Origin of the sequence: Paenibacillus sp. CCS19, from assembly GCF_033239625.1 — a bacterium.
Classification (GTDB): Bacteria; Bacillota; Bacilli; order Paenibacillales; family Paenibacillaceae; genus Paenibacillus_T.
The window spans coordinates 1-22,247 of record NZ_BTCK01000056.1 but is presented as its reverse complement, the minus strand read 5'-3'; the positions used below and the strand labels follow the sequence as shown (position 1 = coordinate 22,247).

The window sequence follows — 22,247 nt, the reverse complement described above, 5'->3', positions numbered from 1 at the left end:
CTCCCCCTCGCATCCCTTACCCCATACCCAAAATAAAAACGGCGAGCTGGACATAGCCAGTCTCGCCGCCTTTAATGAGTCATTACAGAAATTGTTCTATCATGCTGTTATCCAATCGAGATCACCCGATACAACAGGACCGCCGTCTCGGCGCGGGTAAGCGCGCCATGCGGATTCAGCTTGCCGCCGCTTCCCTTCAACAGGCCAGCCTCAACAAGCGATGCCATCGCCTGCGTCGCGAATGACGAGACTGAAGCCGCGTCCTTGTAAGCGGACAGGCTCTCAGGCGCACCTGCCGCCAGCTCCGCTTGCTTCGCCTTTAATGCGCGAGCCAGCAGAACGGCCGCTTCTTCGCGCGTGATGCTGGCGTTCGGATCGAACGTGCCGTCTCCACGGCCAGTTGCAATGCCGAGCTCACGAGCGATGCCAAGCGCTTCATAATAATACGCCGATGGTGTGATATCGCTGAAACCGCCCTTGAATTCCGCATTCAGCCCAAGCGCCCGAACGAGCAGCAGAACAAAGTCAGCGCGTTTGATCGCCGCATTCGGCTTGAACTCTTTCTCGTTAACGCCCTTCACGATGCCCTTGGCAGCAAGCGCTTCGATCGCTTCCTTCGCCCAAGGAACATTCGCTAAGTCGGCGAACTTCTTCACGCTCGAGCCGTCACCTGGATTGCCCGGTACGGAAGGACCTGATGGTTCGGTTGGTTCAGTAGGCTTGGTCGGTTCCGTAGGAGTGACTGGACCTGTTGGACCCGTCGGGCCAGTCGATCCGCCAGAACCAGCCGCATTCAATTGCGCAGTGAGGGATTGTTTAAGCGTGCCTGTCGGCAGCAGAACCACAAACTCGCGCGCCGCGTCCAACTGCGTCTTCGTTCCGCTCGATACAGCATCCTGAACCGCACGTGAAGCCGAGCTTTCCAGCAGCGTGTTGTAGCTTCCGTTCAGCAGATATAGATCGCCAAATGCGGTCGAATCTTTGCTTGTGCCGATGCCTTGATTGTATTCCATGAACGCGGCACGTCCCGCACCATCGTTCTCGTTAGCCAGCAGCGCGAATCCGATCGGCTTGGACGGGTCGAATGTCGTGCCGGACCCGTGCAGCTGCGCCCAAGGAATCGTAATGTCATAGGAGGTAACGTCTTCGTCTCGGACGATCGACGTATGTGCGCCATCGAGATTGCCGGTCGCAAGGCCTGCAGGCGCCCGCCATCTCCACTGCGTCACCGTGCCCGTATCGCTTAGCGCGAAGCCAAGCTCGCTGACGTTCGCACTGCTTGCGCCATCTTGGCGGGACAAGTCAAGTGCGATCTGTATGCTGTCGCCCTGCCAGATATCAACGCCGGTCCATGCCTGCGCTTGGTGATCGTCGCGGACATCGATCGCAACGTATAGATTCTGGTCGTCCCATGTGACGTTCGACTGCAAGCTCAAGTCGTTTACGCCGTTCCATTTGCCGCCAAGGCTGAAGTATTGATCTGCTGTACGAAGTTCCACCGACGGCGCGTCAGTCGTGCCGCCGCGCTTCGAGGCGAACGACTGCTTCGTTTTGACAGAAGTGACGTACGAATAGCCCGAATCAAGCACAACCTTGAATTTCAGCGAGTCCGCAGCCACGTATGGCAGCGGGAATGTTACGCTCTTGCCAGCCCCAAGCTGCTCGAATCGAATCGGCGTCAGGATGCCCGCATAATCGGCAGGTTGCAGCCATTCGATGCGTCCGCTCACTGGCTGCGGATCGGTTGCGTTCGTGATCGAAAGCGACAGGTTCGAGACAGCCGGATGCGCCTCGTCGAAGCTGCCCTTGTTCAGCATCAGCGTAACGGGAACAAGGTTCGTTCCGACCACTTTGCCTCCCGCTTCGTTCGCGAGCTGCAGTCCGCTCTTGAATAAGTTGTTGCTCACGTTTAGTCGCTCAATGCTAGTACCTGCAAATACATGCGTCGTACCAGTCTGCTGGAAGTACGAGTCGTACAATTCGACGTTGCCGCCTAACGCATTCACGCCCCGCGCGCCGACATTCGTGAAGTTCGCTTGTTGAATATGAAGCTTGCCGTTATAAGCATCGATCGACCGTGTCGTGTCGCCCCACATGGAGCTGTTGAAGAACGTCGCTTCCCCATCGAATGTCGGTGCCGTCGTCACGTACACCTTATCCGTCGTGCTGAGCGAGACAAGCTCCGTATTGATGAAGGCCAGCCCTTTCTCTCCCGCTCCTTCGAGATAAACACCTTTCTTACTTCCGTCTGTGCCATGACCGACGATAACCGCTTCCGGTCCGCCGCCGTTCGCATGCTCGAAGTGAATGCCGTACTCAGAGCCATACACGAATGTGTTGAAAATCGTCTGTCCGCTCACGTCGCCGACGCGGAATGCGTCAAGGTTCTCTTTCTGATAATCCCATACCTTCTGGAAATCCGCATCCGTCGAAGGGTGGTTCGGGAAGTTGTTCCGCCCGTAATAGTGCGGGTTGAACTGGACGTTGCGCACGAGTCCGCCAACTGCACCGCCGCCGATCGCAATGCCTTCCTTAAGCGGCGATCCCGATACGTAATCGATATAGTGGCCGCTCGTATCATAGCTTGCGAAATCAAGCCCCAGATACGAGTTGATCAGCGTTGTATCAATCGCATAAACCCCATGACCTCGGCCCTGGATCGTCCATGCATACGGCTTCACCGCATTCCAGCTCTGCTGGTCGTAATAGACTGACAATCCGCGTACGCCAGCCGATGCCGCCAGCGCGATAAGCGGTTCGCCGTCCGCGTCGTTTTCTCCATAGTTAGTGAAAATAACGGTGCCGCCGCCAATCGTATGATGCGCCACATCCCACGAGCCGCGAAGCTCGACACCGCTTGGCACCGTAATCGGCTGTTCCACCCGGTAGATGCCAGCTGGCAGATAAACCGTGCCGCCGCCTGCAGCTGCTGCCGCATCGAGCGCCGCTTGGATCTTGTCGGAGACGTCCGCCCCGCCTGTCTTATCTGCGCTGTAAGGTGCTTGCGTAATATCGAACAGGCCGGCGCCGGTCGGTTTCGGCGCTTCCGCCCAATCGGTCGCAACCGATTGCGGCAGCTCCTTCAACGTATACCGAGCGTCCTGATGAATGTTCAACTCAGCGCCATCGCTCTGGTCGTCCACCTTCAACTGCCCGTTATTCCCCGAATTGAGCGAGCGTACTTCTGCGACGCCGCCTTTCAACAGCACATGGTGGTCCGGCTTAGCGAAATCCGACTGACCTAGAATAATGGAACCGCCTTCGGCAGCGATCGCATAACCGCCCAGCGCCTCATTCCAATTCTCGAACGTGCTGTTCTCGAACGACAGCACGCCGCTTCCTTCATTCAGCACGGCATGCAGCGGGCTGCCGCCGACCTTAACCTTGCTGAACTGAACGATCGAATGGAAGCCTTGCGTCGCATAAATCGCCTTCGGCGCGTCACCTACGCTAGCCTTGAAGCTGCTGTCCGAGACGAGCAGTCCGAAGTCGTTCACGCCTTCAATCTTGAGCGCTACGTTGCAATCTTCGATGTTAACGCGGTACATCTGCGCATTCGCCGTCTCGAGCGAGCCCGTGCGCGTCGTAATGCGCATGCCGTTCTTGAAACCTGCGATAGCGATATCGGACATATACTCCCAGTCCGAGCGGCCCATCACGATGCCTTCCGCATTAGCCGTCATATAGCTGCGCAGCGATGCTTGATCCGGCGCGCCCGCGAGTCCGGAGCCCGCCCAATAATCCGGCGCCAAGCGAATGCGCTCCAGTCGGCCGATGTCCGTCGTGAAATCGAGGAAGATCCCCGTCTTCAGCGCTGTGCCATACAGATTGTTCACGTAGTGCAGCTCGTTCCACACCGGTCCGATCTTAATGCCGTTGTACGCGTTCACGAGCGTTACGTTCTTAACCGTCATGCTGTCGCCCGACAGCTGCTCGATCGCCCACGGGTACGCTGTCGGACTGGACGCCGATTGCTCCGGATACCAGATCGACAGATTCGTCACGCCGCTGACCGGCTCCATTCGAATGAAGCTCGTGCCGTTCTCGCTACCGCGACCGCCATAGGAAGCAAGAATCGTGCCTCGTACCGCGCCGCCCTGCGATTCCGGGCTTGCCCAATCGCCGCGCAGCGTCACGCCCGTCGGCACGATGAAGCTGCCATTCACGCGGTATGTGCCAGCAGGCAGGAACACGACGCCGCCGCCATTGTTGCCCGCCGCGTCGAGCGCGAATTGAATCGCCTCCGTATCGTCCGCAACGCCGTCGCCCAGTGCGCCGAAGTCGCGTGCATTGTAATCAGCGATGACGACATCCGATGTCGGATATACGGTCGTATACACCTTCGCATGTGCCGGTGCGCCGACCCGCTTAGCCTTCGTGACCGTCACAGCATGGATGCTGACGTCCGGGTTGTTCGCCGGCGCACCGCCGCCGCTGACGCCGATTCGGAAGTCTGCGCCGTTCGTTCGGTTCGCGAACTTCGCATCGCTCAGCTTGAACGTATAGCTCTTCCATTGACCGGAATTGCCATAGGCGAAGAGCGGCGCATCCTTAAAAGCCGACGCTCCATCGCCGACCGCGTCATACTGCAGCACGATTGTGCCGCTGCCCTGGTCAAGATATTCGACGGTTAAATAAACATCCTGCGTGCTATTATCGTACAAATAACCGTCGTCCACGTTCATGTACAGGTACAGCGTCCGATCGCCAGGCGCGGCGCTGTTCGTGCGCCAATAGCTCTTGCCGGCCGTCTCGCCTTTCAGCAGCCCGCTCTCGTTATCGCCCGCTCTAGCCGTAATGCCAGCTTCGATGTTCGGATCGCCGAGCACGATGCTGGCATTGTCCGCCGCAGCGCCCTTCAGCGTCTTCTTCACCGTAACGGAAGCAAGCTTCAAATCCGCATTAGTCTGATAGCTCGCGCCGCCGCCCTCGATGCCGATGCGGAAGTCTCCGCCGCCCGTCCGGTTCGCGAACTTCGCATCGGTCACCTTGAACGTATGCGTCTTCCACGTTCCCGTGTTGGTGTAGTTGAACAGCGGCGCGTCTTTGTACGATGCCGTCTGCGAATCGTATTGCAGCACGATGCTGCCGTTTCCTTGATCGTAGTAATCGACGCTCACTTCAACGTCGTAATTCGCGCTATCGTATAAGTACGCGTCGTCTACGTTCATATAGAAATAAATGATCCGCGAGCCATCCGTCTTGTTCGTCTGCCAGTAACCGCGATTATCGAGGGTACCGGTCACGAGTCCCGTCGCGTCGTCGCCAGACCTTGCTTCGATGCCGCTTGATACGGGTACGTCGCCAAGCGTGATGCTAACGCTTTCATTATTAGCCTGCGCAGAAGCAGGCGGAATGTTCAACCCGGTAACCGCGAGCAGCAGCGCTAATACCGCAGCTGCCGCCATGCGTATTTGATCCCGCAATCGTCTCGTCTTCACTTGGATTTCCTCCGTTCATGTCCATTATGGGCATAGAAAAAGAGAGGCCTCGCCCGCTGTCGCCGTAGCCGTAGCTGTAGCTTGCTTGCAAGGTCGGCCTCTCTGTGGTGTCGGAATTACTTCTTGGTGGCCAGATAAGCGTCGATTTGTTTCTGCGTTTCGGCAATGATTTTATCAAGACCGTTCTTCTTCTGCGTCTCGATGTAGCTGTTAACCGACTTCTCGACGTCTTTCACCATACCGTATTCGATCGGACGGCTGATTTCGTCAGATGCTTGGTCGCGCTTCGCGATTTCGTTGCGCATCGCATCCTCGGCGATGAACAGACCGTCGATCGGCGAGTTCACGTTGTTCGGTTGGCTTGCGAATTCCGCTTCCTTCAGCCAGAAGTCTTGGCCGTACGTCATCGTTGGACGCATGTATTGCGGCTTCCAGAACGCCCATTGGCCGCCCCACTCCATGTAGTTGCTCGTCGTCGTCTGCATGCCTTCCGGATATTCCGCTGCATCGCCTTTCAGCACGTACGTCTTGCCTTCGATGCCATATTGTACGAGGTCATACAACGTGCGGTCCGTCTCGAGCATGTCGAGGAAACGAAGCACGCGGTCCGGATGCTGCGAGTTCTGGTTGATCGCTACTACGTTAGCGAGTGCTGTACGGTTAACGTACCGCTTGTCTGGGTAGAGCAGCGACATCTCCTGCTTGTACGAGCTGTCCGCGAAGCCTGGGTTCGCATTCGCCCACTCGTGGGAAGTAACCGTGAACAACAGCTTGCCGTTACGCCATTGGGACTCGGCGCCTTCCTTGTCGATCATCGCATCGCGGTTGATCAGCTTGTCGTCATACCATACCTTCGCAAGCTTCGATGCTTCCATGAAGAACGGCTGCTGCTCGATCGGCTGCACCGTAATCTTCGGATCGTCCAGATAGAAGCCGAGACCGTGGAAGTTCAGGTCAACCCACTCGTCCCGAATCATATAGATGGATAATGGCGTCGTACGGGAGATTTTCTCGTTCGGGAAAGCTTTCTTCAGATCGCGGAGCAGCTTATCAATGTCCTCGATTGTCTTAACGGAATCCTTGGATACGTCGATGCCTGCTTGCTCAGCCAGGTCGGAACGCCAGCCTGCGAATTTACGCTCGTTCATCTTCATTGTCCACGGCAGGCCAACGATCTGGCCATTCACCGTAGCCGCTGTAAGCGTGCCCTGCTCTTCGTACTTCTTATAGAGGTTCGGCGCATACTTCGGAAGCAGATCGTTGAGCGCCATGTAGGATCCTTTAGCAGCCATTTGCTTATACGACAGCCAGTCGCCGTCGAAGTTCATATCCCATTCGTCGCCGGAAGCGGCCATAACGAGCATTTTCTCTTTGAAATCGCCGAACGGAATGAAGTTGATATTGAACTTGATGTTGAGCCCCTTGCTCTTCACATAATCGCTGACTGCGGACCATACTTCATCCGTTGCCGCTTTCTTGTCGCCGCCGAAGTAGAACTTGAGCGTCACTTCTTCCTCGTCGTTTCCTTTGTCCGTGCTTGTCTCTTCGGCTGGCTTCGTGCCCGTATCTGCGCTCTTCTCGGGTTCGTTACTGCCGCCGCTGCCACCGCAAGCGTTAAGCACCATGCTAAGAAGCAGTATCATCGTGGTGAACAGGATCAGCCTTGCCTTTCTCCCTTGCTTCATGTCAACCTCTCCCCTGTGTGAAAATGTATATACTAAACGGCCGTATCGCGGCTTGGCATCGATCGATTGCCCTCGCTCTATTCTAGCCGATTTAGCCACGCGATTACCCTTTTACTGCTCCGACCATCAAGCCTTTGACAAAATACCGCTGAAGGAACGGATATAAGAAAATGATGGGCCCGATCGTAATGACCGTAAGGGCCATCTTGATCGATTCGGACGGTATCTGCGCCGAGATCCGCTGCATAGCGGCGGCGTTGCTCGAGCTCTTCAGAAACTCGACGTTCGAGATAAGCGTCCGAAGCAGCAATTGCAGAGGCTGAAGCTCCTGCTTGTCGACGAACATGAGGCCGAGGAACCAATCGTTCCAGTAGCCCAGCGCGACGAACAAACCGACGGTTGCAAGAACGGGAAGTGCAAGCGGCATAATGAGGCGGCTGTAGATGCGAAGCTCGCCGGCGCCGTCTATTTTGGCAGACTCATGCAGGTCCTCCGGAATCGAGAGCATGAAGTTGCGGATCAGGAACATGTTGAAGGCGTTGGCCAGCGGCGGCAGAATGAGCGCCCACATCGTATCCTTCAGGTGCAAATAGTTCACGCAGATGATGTACCAAGGAACAAGGCCGCCATTAAACAGCATCGTGATGATGACGTAGACCGACAGGATGTTCCGGTATTTGAATGACCGCCTTGCCATGACATAAGCGCCCATGCTCGTCACGAACAGCGACAGGATCGTGCCGACAACCGTCACAATGATGCTGACGACGTAAGCATCGAGAATCCGATTGGAGCCAAGCAGCAGAATGCGGTACGAGTCGAACGTAATATGCTTAGGCCACAGCGAGTAGCCGAAGTTCACGATGTCCTTCTCCGTGCTGAGCGAGCCGGAGATGACCATGATGAACGGGAATAGACAAGATAAGCTGAACAGCGAGACAGCGAGAACAATGATCGTCTGGCTGAGCGAGAATCGTCTGGCCATAAGGGCTCATGACCTCCTTAGATGTTAGAAAATAGCGGAATCCTTATCGATCTTCCGTGCTGCATAGTTGCTGGCTAAGACGAGCACGAATGCGATCGCCGATTGCAGGAAGCCTGCCGCGGATGCCATGCCGATATCGCCGGATTTGCGCAAGCTGCGATAGACGAACGTATCGATAACGTCGGTCGTCGGGAACAGGAGCGAAGCGTCGCCGACCATCGCGTAGAACATTCCGAAGTCCGCGTTCATGATGCGCCCTACCGCAAGCAGCGTCAGAATGATGATCGTCGGCCTTAGCATTGGAAGACTGATATATCGAATCTGCTGCCATCGGGAAGCTCCGTCGATCGAAGCCGCCTCGTAATACGAGTTATCAACCGATGTAAGAGCTGCCAGATAAACGATCGTGCCATAGCCCGTCACCTTCCAGCGGATCGCCATCGTAAGAATGAAAGGCCATAAGCCTGCGTTGCTGTAGAAATCGATCGGCTCGAACCCGAGCCACATGACGAATCGATTCACCGCGCCGCTCTCGAAGTTGAGCAGGTTGTAGGCGAAGACGCCAACGACGATCCACGAGATGAAGAACGGCAGGAACGTCAGCGACTGCGATACGCGTTTGAAAAATTTATTGCGCATTTCATTCAGCAGCAGCGCCAGCCCGACCTCGAACACGAGGCCGACGACGATGAAGAGCGCGTTCAGCAGAATCGTGTTGCGAATCGCACGGAACGCCACATCGGAAGAAAACAGATAATCGAAGTTGCTGAATAAGGGGTCCATCCATGCGCTGCCGAAGATGCCATCCTTGAAGTTGAAATCTTTGAAGGCAATGACCAGTCCGGCAAGCGGCAGGTAGTTGAACAGAAAGAGGAGCACCGCAACCGGCAGGAACATCAGGAGCAGCGTTCGGTTACGGATCAGCTCTCGCATGATGCCATTCGTTCTCATAACCATCTACCTTTCTTCGTTGTTTGATAGTTCTATCTTAGCGTTAAGCCTAATCATGCCACCATGAGCTGATCTTAACGTTTGCAGGGCGATATTAGCCCGAAGCGTACAAGCGGCAAAACTCTCTTGCAATCGGTTCCAAATGAAGCCGGTTCGGCCCCCGCCGGCATGCATGCCGTTCAGCGGACATAAGCAAAAAAGCCGCCCGCTGCCGGACGGCCCTCATCTTCCATACTTGAGATTCTCGTAACGAAATGTGTAAATCCAACCAAGCCTAACGAAGCAGATCCGAGGCGGACTGCGCCCCTTCGCGAAGGATCGGATGGCGGAGCGTGATACGGGTCCCGATTCCCTCGCCGGTCTCGATGCTTAGCTTATAGCTTGAGCCAAAATACAACTTCAGCCTGTCGTTCACGTTGCGCAGGCCAACGCCGCTTCTGGACGAGCCGGAAGCAGCCGAACGCTGGTCCTCCTCCGACTCCAACCCGAGCCGCTGGAGCACTTCATGGGGAATGCCGTCCCCATTGTCGGACAGCTCGATGACGACATCGCGTCCCTCCGTCCGTCCGGTCAGAACGATCTTGCCCTGCTCCGGATGATGACGAATGCCATGCTCGATCGCATTCTCCACAAGCGGCTGGAGCAGCAGCCGCAGGAACGGCACAGCGAGCGTCTCCTCATCGAAAATATATAGAATACGCACCGGCTTGCCCATCCGTGCTTGTTCGATAAGGACGTACGCTTTGACCTGCTCGATCTCCCTGCCCAGCGTCGTAATCTCCTTGCCCGAATTCAAGCTCAGCCGCAGCAGATTGCCAAGCGCCGATACCATCTCGCTGATGTCGGTCCGGCCGTGATTCTCCGCTTTCCAGCGTATCGATTCCAGCGTGTTGTACAAGAAGTGCGGATTGATCTGGTGGCTGAGCACCTGGAACTCCAGCTCCTTCTTCTTCCGCTCGGAACGGGAAGCCTCTTCTACCAGCCCTTCAATTCGTTCAATTAGACTGCTGTAGCCGCGGTACAGCCATCCCACTTCGTCGAATCGCGATGCAAGCGAACGGGAGAAGCGGAAATCGCCCCCCTCCGAACGGCGCATGGATCGGACAAGCTTCACGATCGGCTGGGTAAAGCTGACCGTAATATAAGCGACAACCCCAAAGCAGCAAATCAAATAGACGATCAGAATAATAATGAGCAGCCTTGTAATCTCATCGATCGTGCCTGTTAGCTGCTCCATCGGCGTCAAGCTGACGATGCGCCACGGCTCGCTGTCCATGCCTACAGAAGTAGCCAAGTACGTCCTGCCGTTGATCTCGATCGAATCGGAACCTTCGCCGTCTAGCGCAAATGATTTCGAAGGAAACAAAGTTCCCGTCCATTCATTCGCGGCGGAATCGTACAGAACGGTGCCATCATCCCCGAGCAGCAGCAGCTTCTGGTCGACGACCTGATCGGACGGGGAGAAATACCGCTTAATCTGATCCTCCGACAGATCGGTCACAATAATGCCCCGCGGCGTCTGATCATAGAGCCCCGAGAATCGTTTCACGAACGAAAGAAGCGGCCGCGAAGATTTGCCTTTAGCCGGCAGAGACAAATGCCAGGAAGGTCTGACGGTCGTCTGTGACTGACGGAACCAGTCTTCGGTGATGACATCCATCGATTCGTGGATCGTATTCATATACGTCGGATAGACCTGGGGATGCATCGGGAACAACCTCACCCGAAACGCGTCGACGAGCGGCATGTTCTGATACAACACGGTCAGCATGTTGACCGTGAAGTTCTCCTCCTCCGTGCCGTTGGCAGGCTCCCGTTCCAGCAGCTCCTGGACCCGCTTGTTGCCGATCAAGTCATTGACCTGATCGTTTACGTCATTCAAGTAAATCTCGAAGTTTTTTCTCGCTTGCAGCAGATAGCTGGTTTGGATCGACGTATTGGCGTTCATGATGCCCTCAATCGATTTGATGTGCGCATAGTAGGCGAACAGCAGGAACGGTACGATAATAATGGCGAAGAAGATGAGAAACATCCGATTGCGAAACGACGATAGCAGCTGGAACGGTCCTCTTCTAATCATCCGCGATTCCCTGCAAGTTGCGGAACTCCTTCGGCGTAAGCCCCATATGCTTCTTGAACAGCTTCGTAAAATGCACCGGGTCCTTATAACCGACGCCGGAGGCTACCTGATAGATCTTATATTGCACGTCGGACAGCATTCGCTTCGCGTGCTCCATCCGAACGTCCGTCACGTGCTCGAGGAACGTCTTGCCCTTCTCCTTCTTGAACAGCTTGCTCAGCCACACGGGCGTCACATGCACCTCGGCCGCAACGCTCTGGAGCGTCAGCCCTTCCGCGTAATGCTTCGCAATATAGCGATCCGCCTCTTGAATGATCTGACTCGGCGACGACGCGTAGCTGCGGAAGTCATGCGCGACCGCGAGCAGCAGCTGCTCCGCCTTGCCGCGCAGCGATTCCAGCGTGTCGTACTGCTCCAGCTGCTCCCAGAGCGCGATCGGATTGCGTTCCCAGCTGCGATCCTGCCAGCCGAGCTGAGCAGCTTTCCTATATACATGCAGCAGCCATTCGAACAGCTGCTGGTGAATATCTCGAATATGCGACAGCGACCACGAATGCACCATCTCGACGAATCCGTCCATCAGTCCCGCGATGTCTTCGTCGGAGCCGTAGCGGATAAGGTCGAGCACTTCGTCCGGATTGCGGATCGAAGGGTTGTCCTGCGTCGCTTCCTCCTCCCAGCTTCGGCTCGTCAGGAGCCGATTGCCGCCGAATACCGCTTTCTGTTCCAGAATGCCGCCGCTCTCCATGAACAAGTGATGCAGCTTCGAATACGAGCCTGTAAGCGAGCAGAGACCGATGCTGACCTTCACCTTCACGAATCGGTTTACTCGTTCGATACACAGCTGAGCCAGCTCCATGCACCGCTCCATTGCAGGCTGGTCTGGACAGCTGGCAATAACAACCCAGCGTCCCTTCGCGTCTTGACACAACGCAGCAGCAAGCGGCGTGTCCTCCTCCAGCGTTTGCTTGACAACGTTTCCAACGCCGAACAGAATCAGATCCTTCTCGCTGCCTGCCCGCTGGTTCTCGATCGCCTTCAGGTCATCCGCCTCCATGACCATCACCGCCAGCTTATCCCGAAGCATCCAGTCCAGCTGCAGCGTCTGAAGCCGATGCACGATCCGGCTCTCGCGCGCGGCGCTGTACGGCTGCTCGACCATCTCGCGCAGCAGCTCCTCGCGCATGATGGCCATCGCGTTCTGAACATGGCTGTCCATCAGCGACTGGTTCGTCCGTTCCAACTGCTCTCGCTCCAGCTGGCTGATCGCCTTGCGGACGACTTCGCCCAGATCGGTAATATTGATCGGCTTGAGCACGTAATCCATCGCGCCGAGCTTCATCGCTTGGCGGACCATGGCGAAGTCGTCATAACCGCTGATGACGATCGACCGCCACCCCTCGCCCCGCTCCTGCGCCAGCGCTTGTATAAATTCCAGACCGTTCATCCGTTTCATCTTGATATCTGTCACGATCAGCTCGGGCTTCAGCTCACGAGCAGCCGTAAGGGCTTGCTCCCCGTCCTCCGCCGTCGCCACATCATCGATTCCGTAATCCGCCCATGGAAACTTCGTCCTCAGCCCCTCACGAATTTCAAGCTCGTCATCTACGATCAAAACGCGCATGCAGGCTCCGCCTTTCCATGAAGAAATGGTTTGTAATTCGTAATTTTATGTCTTCGAAGCAGATACCGCAATGAGGCAATCTTATATTAGCATGGGCGATTCTAATCTCTTTTCACCTTCCATTCGGACACGATAAGCCTGCCATGGAAAGTTTGCTATTGCCTCATTGTGGGCGGACGGGCCGATTTTTATAATTACAGCCATACAAGCGTCAATTACCCATGAAACGAGGACTGTCCAATGAACCCAACCAAACCCGTCATTCACGTCGTCTCCCATACGCACTGGGACCGCGAATGGTATATGCCTTACGAGGCCCATCACGTCAAGCTGATCGAGACGATGGATACGCTGCTCGAGACGTTCGAACGAGACTCCGAATTCCGCAGCTTCTATCTCGACGGCCAGACGATCGTGCTGGAAGACTATCTGCAAGTGTATCCGGAGCGAAGAGAGCTGCTGGAGCGGCTCGTCCAAGAAGGCAAGCTGTCCGCCGGCCCGTGGTACATTCTGCAGGATGAATTTCTGACCAGCAGCGAAGCGAATATCCGCAATCTCCAGATCGGCCACCGCGATGCGGCGGGTTTCGGTCCCGTCTCCAAGCTCGGCTACTTCCCCGACTCGTTCGGCAATATGGGGCAAGCAGCGCAGATCCTGCAGCAGGCCGGCATCGATACCGCTGTCTTCGGACGCGGCGTCAAGGCGACAGGCTTCAACAACCAGGTCGATGACTCGGCAAGTCTGGAATCGCCTTATTCGGAGCTCTACTGGGAATCGCCGGACGGCTCCCGCGTCCTTGGCATCCTCTTCGCCAACTGGTACAACAACGGGATGGAAATCCCGGTCGACCGCGAAGAAGCGAAGCGCTACTGGGATCATCGCATTGCGATGGCGCAAAAGTATGCGTCGACGCCGCATCTGCTGCTCATGAACGGATGCGATCACCAGCCTGTGCAGACCGACCTGTCCGAAGCGCTCCGCGTCGCAAGAGAGCTGTACCCGGACTACGAGTTCGTCCACTCAAACTTCGAAGATTATGTTGCGTCCGTTCAGGCATCGCTGCCGGATCGGCTCAGCGTAACGCGCGGCGAGCTTCGTGGACAACGCACGGACGGCTGGTTCACGCTGGCTAACACCGCTTCAGCCCGGGTCTATATCAAACAGCTTAATGCGCACAATCAGACGCTGCTGGAGAAAGTGGCGGAGCCGCTGGCCGCTGTTGCCTCTCTACTTGGCAAGCCTTACCCGCATGCTCTGCTTAACTATGCATGGAAGACGCTGATGCAGAATCATCCGCACGACAGCATCTGCGGCTGCAGCGTGGACGAAGTGTACCACGAGATGAAGACGCGTTTCGCCAAGAGCACCGAGGTCGCCCGCTCGTTATCGGAGGAAAGCGCGAAGTTCATCGCTGCACAAGCCGATACTTCAGCCTTCGCCGCTTACGGCGAGTCCGCTGAACCGTTCATCGTTCTCAACACAAGCGGCTATGAAGGCAAGAATGTCGTCACGGTCGAAGTCGAATGGTCGAAGCGTTATTTCAATCAAAGCGAAGACCCGATTGCCGTGGCGCGCGAAGTAGCGGACCGGACGCATGCGTCCGGCTATCTCGTGAACGACAAGGGCGAGCGGATTGACCATACGCTGATCGATCTCGGCATCCGATTCGGCTACGATCTGCCGAAGGACAAATTCCGTGCCCCTTATTACGCCCGCGCCCTCCGGCTGACGTTCGAGACCGATCAGCTTCCTGCGATCGGCTTCCGCGCTTATGCATGGGTGCCTGAACGGAACGATCAGACGACGCAAGATACAGCTGCAGTACTAGCAGCAGTAACGGGAAATGTCTCGCTCGTAACGGGCGACTGGACGATGGAGAACGATAAGATTCGCATTACAATTGTCGGCGACGGCAGCTTCGAGTTGTTCGATAAGCTTAACGGCGAGGCTTACGCAGGGCTTGGCGTATACGAGAACGTCGGCGATATCGGCAACGAGTATATTTTCATGCAGCCTCATGGCGACCAAGCGATTACGACGAAAGGACTGCCTGCTGCCATCAGGCTTATAGAAGATACGCCTTATCGCGCTGCGTTCGAAATCACCCACGTCGTCGCCATCCCGGACGGGGCAGATTCGCGTCTCGCAGGAGAAGTGGCAACCATGGTGCCCTTCATGAAACGGCAAGCCGGACGCTCCGATCGGATGGTGCCGCTCACGATCAAGACGACGATCAGCTTGGATCGTTCCGGCCGCGGCGTTCGCATTCGCACCGATATCGACAACCAGAGCAAGGACCATCGGCTTCGCGCGCTTGTCCCTGCAGGAGTCAAGTCGGCCGTTCATTACGCCGACTCGATCTTCGAGGTGGCTGAGCGGCAAACCGTGCCTGCGCCGGAATGGCAGAACCCGAGCAACTGCCAGCATATGCAGGCTTTCGTCGACGTGCATAACGAGCAGCGCGGACTTGTTGTCGCTGGCAAAGGACTGAACGAATACGAGGTGCTGCAGGACGCGGCCGGCACAATCGCGCTCACACTGCTGCGCAGCGTCGGCGAGCTCGGCGACTGGGGCGTCTTCCCTACGCCGGATGCACAGTGCCTTGGCCGGCAATATGCCGAGTGGATGATTATCCCGCATGGCGGCGACCGCCGGTTCAGCGCTTATCGTGAAGCTTACCGTTTCCAAGTGCCGAACACCGTCGCTGCCGCCGGCATTCACGAAGGGGCTGTCGACAGCCGCGCAAGCTTCCTGGATTGGGAAGGCGAGCGGCTTGCGTTCTCCAGTCTGAAAGTCGGCGAAGCAAGCGACGACTGGATGATGCGTTGGTATAACCTGTCCGATTCGCCAACGGAATTGACACTGCCCACCCCTCCAACCGGCAGCTTCTACAATAGCGATGTCATGGAGCAGCGAGGCAATACGATTGAAGCTTCGACTACAGCTATCGGCGGCTACTCCATCTCAACCTTCGGTTGTCAGCTGCAAGCATCCGATAACTAACATGTTAGTTCACGCATCCGCTTGAAAAAAGTACACAAAACAAAGGGACAGAGCCCGCGGCTCTGTCCCTTCTTCATTTGCTAATAGTACATGCGGCTGCTACGGCGATTGCTCCGCTTCACAGCGCCCGTTAAGTATACGATCGTCGCTGCCAGCGCAATGCCGGCGCTATCGATGAACATATCGACGATGCGTCCGTCGCGGCCGAAGAACGGCTGCAGCAGCTCGGTGAACACCGCATAACCAAGCGCAATAATCACGCCCTGCTTGAACGCCCGACGGCTCTTCACGCCGATAATCGCGATCAGCGTCAGAACGAAGAAGCAGGAGAAATGACCGATCTTCTGCGTGACATAAATTCTGCTGTGCAGATCAATGTCCTTCACCAACGTGTAATCGCTCAAGTTCGGGTGTTTATTCAACTGAAACGTCACAATCCCGTGATCGAGCAGCTGTTGAAAATTAACCGTACACACGCATACGAAAATAACGACGCACCATAAAACCATTACAACATTTCTCAATTTGACGCAGACCTGCTTTCCTACAGTCTCAACAAAGCTATATCGTTCCCAGATTCAATTCCAGCGTGCAATCCGGCGCTTCATAGCCCTCGTCGTTCACGGCATTCGTCACCGGATACGAGCGCAGCTGGAACGGCTCCAGCGGCTGAACATACGTGCGCACCTGTGCAAAATCGGTAATGTCCGGATTCAGCCAGTCTTCCACGGCCTCGGCATCGAGCACAACCGGCAGTCTCGGCTGCCAAGCCGCCATCGGCCCCGACGCGGGCACGGTTAGAATCGTAAACGCCCGCTCCTCCACGCCTTGCGGATTGACCCAGATATCATAGATGCCTGCCATCCCGAACAGCGGTTGACGGTCCACAACGATATGCATCGCTCGCGGATCCCGCTCCACCCCGTCCGGCTTCCAGCCGAAGAAACCCGTGCAAGGTACGATGCACCGCTGACTCTTCAGCATCCGGTAAAAATACCGCTTCGATTCCACCCGCTCGCCGTCAGCGTTCACCGATTCCTTGGCCCAGAACGGATACAAGCCCCACCGGGCCGAATCGATCGTCCGCTGGCGCAGCCGATCGCTCATAATAATCGACACCGCCTGCCTCGGCGCAATATTGAACCGATTGGCCATGCAATTCCTTACCTTCCATACATTAAACTGATCGACGATATCTGTAACATCCGACCGCAGTGCAAATCGCTCCACACGCCACGCCTGCCTTCACTCTAGGATACGGTAGTATCTGGCAGAAAGCGGGTGCATTATGCATGCGAAGCGCAATTTCTAGACGGTAAATCGTTTGCGGAATCGAAGCGGCGACAGACCGGTATGCTCGGAGAATAATCTTGAAAAATGCGGCGTCTGCCTAAATCCCGTCTCCTCCGCCACACGTGCGATCGGCCAGTCCGTCTTAATGAGCAGCAGCTTCGCCTGATCGAGTCGGTAGTACAACAGAAACTGCTGCGGCGTGCAGCCGAACACCTCGGTCATGCAGCGAGCAATGTAATTGGAATGCAGATGCAGCGCCTCGCTCAACATGCGATTACTGACGGATGAACGGTAGTTCAGCTTCATATAAGCAGCGGCCCGTTCGGCAACCGATACGGCAGCCTTCGCTTCGTCCGTCCGCCACCCTTCATCCAGCATCTGAAGCAGATGAAGAAACCGCTGCTGGCGGTCCCAGAATGCAGCGTGGGTTGATCCGCTCGCCGCCTCATGCAAGCCCGCGAACATCTCCTTCGCTTCGTCTGGATAGGAGAGCGTCATATGCTTCGGCAGCCGAATCGCATACGTATAGTAGTCGCCTCGCAGCGTGCCGGATTGCGGTCCATCCGTCTCCTCCCAGTTGCCTGGCGCCTGGAAGTGTATCCAGTCAAACACCGTTTCCTGCTCGCACGGCTTAATCGAGTAATGCCAGCGATCCGGCCGAAGAATAAGCATCTGCCCTTCTCCGAGCGACCACTGTTTATCCTCTTCCCCGATGTGCAGCATGCCTTTATGTACGAATAACATGTCGAACACCCCGAGGTTCGCCCTCGTTGGATGCTCCTCTCCAGCCGCGTAGGTTGTACGGTTGGATTCAATAAAATAAGGAAGCGGCGGCGATAAATAAGTGAGCAGCTGCTGGTTCGTCATCGGGAGCAACCCTTTCTCGAGTTAGAAGACTGTGTAATTATGCAAAATTAACATTGTATAAGTTGCTGTTTCCCTTTCATTTTATCAAATAAAATAGGGTTGTAAAGCAAACTTATATCGTCTTATATGTGAACGAATCTTGCAAAATTAAGGAGACTGACAATATGGCAATCGATCGTCTGAACGAAAAGCTTAATCCTGCATCCGCCGTCCCGCTGAAGAGCGTCTCCATCCACGACCCGTTCTGGACTTCTTATGCCAATCTGGCGCGCGAAGCGGTCATTCCGTATCAATGGGAAGCGCTTAACGACCGTGTCGAAGGCGCTGAACCAAGCTATGCGATTCAGAATCTGCGTATCGCGGCTGGCATCGAGCAGGGAAGCTTCAACGGCTTTGTATTCCAAGACAGCGACTTGTACAAATGGCTGGAAGCCGTCGGCTACCGCCTCTCCACCCATCCGGACCCTCATTGGGAGGCGATTGCGGACGAAGCGATCGACCTGCTCGAGAAAGTGCAGCTGCCGGATGGCTACATTAACTCCTTCTATCAAATCAACGGACTGGACAAACGTTGGTCCAACCTGACGGAAGCGCATGAGCTGTACTGCGCAGGCCACCTCATCGAAGCGGCTGTCTCGTACTACCATGCGACCGGCAAACGCAAGGTGCTCGACATCGCCTGCCGTTTCGCAGACTGCATCGACCGTACCTTCGGCACAGAGCCTGGCAAGATCCAAGGCTATGACGGCCACCAAGAGATCGAGCTTGCGCTTGTGAAGCTGTACCAAACAACGGGCGAAGCGCGTTATATGAAGCTTGCTGCTTACTTCATCGATGAGCGCGGCAAGTCTCCTGCCTTCTTCCTCGATGAATTCGAGAAGCGCGGCCGTACTTCGATCTGGTCGCCGAACCCGCATATGCCGGACAATACGCGCAAGCCGGATCTGAAATATTTCCAAGCGGATGTACCTGTACGCGAGCAGAAGCACGCAGTTGGCCACTCGGTACGCGCCGTCTATATGTACACGGCAATGGCCGATCTCGCAGGCTTGAACAATGATCCAACGCTGCTGGAGGCTTGCCGCACGCTGTGGAAGGACATGACGCGCAAGCAAATGTACGTGACGGGCGGCATCGGCTCGACGCATCATGGCGAAGCGTTCACAGCTAGCTACGATCTGCCGAACGATACCGTCTATGCGGAAACATGCGCATCGATCGGTCTCGTCTTCTTCGCCAGCCGCATGCTGCGTCTGGAGCCGAAGGCTGAGTATGCGGACGTACTGGAGCGCGCGTTGTACAACACGGTTATCTCCGGTATCGCGCTCGACGGCAAAAGCTACTTCTACGTCAACCCGCTTGAGGTGTGGCCGCATGCATGCTCGTGCAATCCAGGCAAACATCATGTGAAGCCGGTTCGCCAACATTGGTTCGGCTGCGCTTGCTGCCCGCCGAATATCGCGCGTCTTCTCACTTCGCTCGGCGAATACATCTACACGACGGATGCCGCAACTCGTACGGCCTATACGCATCTGTACATCGGCAGCGAAGCGAATGTACAGCTCGGCGACGCTTCGTTCACCCTGTCGCAGACGACGGCAATGCCTTGGAGCGGCAATGTTTCGTTCAAGCTGAGCGAGCTGAGCGGTTCCGCCGCTTCGTTCTCGCTCGCATTCCGCCTGCCAGGCTGGTCGAACGGCAATCGTCCGACTGTGCTGTTGAACGGTCAACCGCTTGCTGACAACGCGGCTGAAATTCGCGACGGTTACCTGGTCATTACGCGCGAATGGAACAATGAAGATAAGATTGAGCTGACGCTCGAGATGCCTGTTCTACGCCTGACTGCGAATGCCGAGGTTCGCTACAATGCAGGACGTCTCGCTCTCCAGCGCGGCCCGCTTGTCTACTGCCTCGAAGAAATGGATAACGGGAGCAAGCTCGCATCGCTCTCGATTAAAGCCGATGGCGAGTTTACGACCGAACAGAACGACAACCTGCTTCCAGGCGCTGTCGTGCTCGTAGGCGAAGGGTACCGGGATGCCGAGGTTGTCGAAGCGGATCAGCTGTACAGCGCGGCATCCATCCCGCAGCCAGAAGCGGCTGCAGTTCGCGCCGTACCGTATGCGCTGTGGGGCAACCGTACACCGGGCGAGATGTCGGTCTGGGTGCGCTACCGCAACTAGCTGCAGTAATAGAGAATCATTCTGTGATGCGTCATCCTTACGCCTCGACAGCGAACAGCTGGCATCCGATCGCCCAACGGTTGCTATTGAAGGTATCGTGCTTGAATCAACGGTTTCATTGGGATAACGGTTGTCAGCGAATTGATTGGAGCTTAAATAATCAAGAACGAGATAAATTCGAACAAATAAGCTTCACTGTAACCGTAAGCTTGATTCAACGGCGCTATAAAGAAGAATAAGCACTCTGGCAACCGTTAACGATATCTCCTCCATAAAAAAAAAGACCTGCCGGCATCTCCGGCAGGGCAAGGCAGTGGCGCGGCACATAGCGCCGCTGCCTTATTTAATTAAAAGGGGGTAGTACGAAACGTGAAACGCGAATGAGTGAAGCATTCGCCATCATTGCCCGACGTACACACGCCTGCGACGTCGGGCCTTGCTTCTTGCTTCTTGCTTCTTGCTTCAGCGCGCCCTTGCGGTTACGGAAGGTCCATCTGTTGAATGCCTTCGAACAGCGTTGCCATATACAGCTGGCCATCATGCGTATCGACATCCGTCACCGGGAATCCCAGTTTAACGGCGAACATCGTGATCTGACCGCATAAGTAGCCGATCCGATACAAACCTTTATCCGTACAAGCATAGACATCGCGTCCATGCCGAATGAGTGTGAACACAAGCCGATTGCCGAATTGGACAACATCGAAGCCGCCCTGCTTATTGCCGACAATCAGTTCCCCGCCTTCACCTGCACCGAGCAGATGGCCGTGGTACACGGTCAAGGATGTAACGCCAACGCCCAGCGCGAAGTCCACCCACTCGTCGGTGAATCGATCGTAGACGGAGACGCCTTCCTCATGTCCAAGAATAAGAAACTGAGGCACGTTTATAAAATCGTACACTTTGCGCTCCGGGTAAGCGACCTTATGCCAAGCGCCATCTCCACACCGATGCCATAAGCCATAGTCCGTCGCCATAAAGCTGCATTGTCCTGATGTTTTATATTGGTAGCATGGGATGGCATGCATCGGCTGCTCCCACTGCCCATCCTCAAATGTATATAAGCCTTCATTCGTGCAAGCATACAGCTTGCCTTGAATCAGCTGCAGCCGATTGACGACGAGCTCTTCCGGCAGCTGCTTGCTAATATGCTGCCATCCGCCGGATTCATCGCTGCAGTAGATGCCATTGCCAGGTGAAGCTGCGTATAGAAGACTGCCATCTGTCTTTACCGACGAGAACGGATACGTCATCCAATCCCATGGCGTCTGCTTGCTGAGCGTTTCTCCGCCCTCCATCATGCCAGCCTCCTGTTCGCACCGAATTGTTTGATAATCGTTATCAATTGGTTGTTTCCAATGATAACGATTATCAATTGCATTGTCAACCCTCATTTGGAAAACTCAGACCGCAGAATTTAACAGTTTGATGACGGCGTATTCCAGCAGGTGGCTTATTGCTCGAACGTCTGCAGGGCATTAAGTGTCGTGATAGTACACTTAATCCACCGTGCACGAGGTTTACACACGTTTAAGCGCGGCTCTACCATACTTATTCCAGTTGACGTCCCATTGCTCGAACGTCTGCAGGGCATTAAGTGTGGTGATAGTACACTTATTCCACCGTGCGCGAGGTTTACAGACATTTAAGTGCGGCTCTACCACACTTATTCCAGTGGGCGGCTCATTGCTCGAACGTCTGCAGGGGAATAAGTGTGGTAATAGCACACTTATTCCACCGTGCGCGGGGTTTACGCACGTTTAAGCGCTTGCTCTACCACACTTATTCCAGCAGACGGCTCATTGCTCGAACAGCGGCAGGGCAATAAGTGTGGTGATAGCATACTTATTGCACGGTGCACGAGGTTTACACACGTATAAGTGCGGCTCTACCACACTTATTCCAGTTGACGTCCCATTGCTCGAACGTCTGCAGGGGAATAAGTGTGGTAATAGCACACTTATTCCACCGTGCGCGAGGTTTACGCACGTTTAAGTGCGGCTCTACCACACTTATTCCAGTTGACGTCCCATTGCTCGAACGTCTGCAGGACAATAAGTGTGGGTGATAGCACACTTAATCCACCGTGCACGAGGTTTACACACGTTTAAGCGCGGCTCTACCACACTTATTCC

12 protein-coding genes are annotated in these 22,247 nt (G+C 55.6%); 2 read left to right on the top strand and 10 right to left on the bottom strand.

Translation table 11 applies throughout. The features are described 5' to 3' along the window. Window positions 1-107 precede the first annotated feature (107 nt). The 6 genes from SBI19_RS26100 to SBI19_RS26075 form a co-directional block, all read right to left on the bottom strand. Window positions 108-5,441, bottom strand: coding sequence for an S-layer homology domain-containing protein (locus SBI19_RS26100; RefSeq protein ID WP_317972456.1), 5,334 nt, complete (start codon window positions 5,439-5,441; stop codon window positions 108-110). A 116-nt stretch (window positions 5,442-5,557) separates the two neighbouring features. Next, on the bottom strand, window positions 5,558-7,126 hold the full coding sequence (locus SBI19_RS26095; protein WP_317972455.1) for an extracellular solute-binding protein: 1,569 nt from the start codon (window positions 7,124-7,126) through the stop codon (window positions 5,558-5,560). 103 nt (window positions 7,127-7,229) lie between these two features. Further along, window positions 7,230-8,111, bottom strand: a complete 882-nt coding sequence (locus SBI19_RS26090) for a carbohydrate ABC transporter permease (RefSeq protein ID WP_317972454.1) — start codon at window positions 8,109-8,111, stop codon at window positions 7,230-7,232. 24 nt (window positions 8,112-8,135) lie between these two features. Further along, entirely contained in the window at window positions 8,136-9,062 is a 927-nt protein-coding gene (locus SBI19_RS26085; protein WP_317972471.1) for an ABC transporter permease, read from the bottom strand. Between the two features lie 274 nt (window positions 9,063-9,336). Beyond that, window positions 9,337-11,142 (bottom strand): sensor histidine kinase, encoded by a 1,806-nt coding sequence (locus SBI19_RS26080; RefSeq protein ID WP_317972453.1) that lies wholly within the window; start codon window positions 11,140-11,142, stop codon window positions 9,337-9,339. After that, a complete protein-coding gene (locus SBI19_RS26075) occupies window positions 11,135-12,766 on the bottom strand; it encodes a response regulator (protein ID WP_317972452.1) in 1,632 nt (543 codons plus the stop codon). The genes SBI19_RS26080 and SBI19_RS26075 overlap by 8 nt, the downstream gene beginning before the upstream one ends. A 240-nt stretch (window positions 12,767-13,006) precedes the next feature. On the opposite strand from SBI19_RS26075, the gene SBI19_RS26070 reads away from it, so the two are divergent. Continuing rightward, the gene (locus SBI19_RS26070) at window positions 13,007-15,769 is read left to right on the top strand and encodes an alpha-mannosidase (protein ID WP_317972451.1); all 2,763 of its coding nucleotides are present in this window, start codon (window positions 13,007-13,009) and stop codon (window positions 15,767-15,769) included. 80 nt (window positions 15,770-15,849) lie between these two features. On the opposite strand, the gene SBI19_RS26065 is transcribed toward SBI19_RS26070, so the two are convergent. The 3 genes from SBI19_RS26065 to SBI19_RS26055 form a co-directional block, all read right to left on the bottom strand. After that, window positions 15,850-16,293, bottom strand: a complete 444-nt coding sequence (locus SBI19_RS26065; RefSeq protein ID WP_317972450.1) for a VanZ family protein — start codon at window positions 16,291-16,293, stop codon at window positions 15,850-15,852. Window positions 16,294-16,330: 37 nt separating this feature from the next. Beyond that, window positions 16,331-16,999, bottom strand: a complete 669-nt coding sequence (locus SBI19_RS26060; protein ID WP_317972449.1) for an SOS response-associated peptidase — start codon at window positions 16,997-16,999, stop codon at window positions 16,331-16,333. A 78-nt stretch (window positions 17,000-17,077) separates the two neighbouring features. Further along, a complete protein-coding gene (locus SBI19_RS26055; protein ID WP_317972448.1) occupies window positions 17,078-17,929 on the bottom strand; it encodes a helix-turn-helix transcriptional regulator in 852 nt (283 codons plus the stop codon). Window positions 17,930-18,093: 164 nt separating this feature from the next. Between SBI19_RS26055 and SBI19_RS26050 the strand changes: the two genes are divergently transcribed. After that, window positions 18,094-20,112 carry a glycoside hydrolase family 127 protein gene (locus tag SBI19_RS26050; protein WP_317972447.1) on the top strand — a complete coding sequence of 673 codons (2,019 nt, stop codon included), beginning with the start codon at window positions 18,094-18,096 and terminating at the stop codon, window positions 20,110-20,112. A 479-nt stretch (window positions 20,113-20,591) separates the two neighbouring features. On the opposite strand, the gene SBI19_RS26045 is transcribed toward SBI19_RS26050, so the two are convergent. Then, entirely contained in the window at window positions 20,592-21,413 is an 822-nt protein-coding gene (locus tag SBI19_RS26045) for a hypothetical protein (protein WP_317972446.1), read from the bottom strand. Window positions 21,414-22,247: the final 834 nt, after the last annotated feature.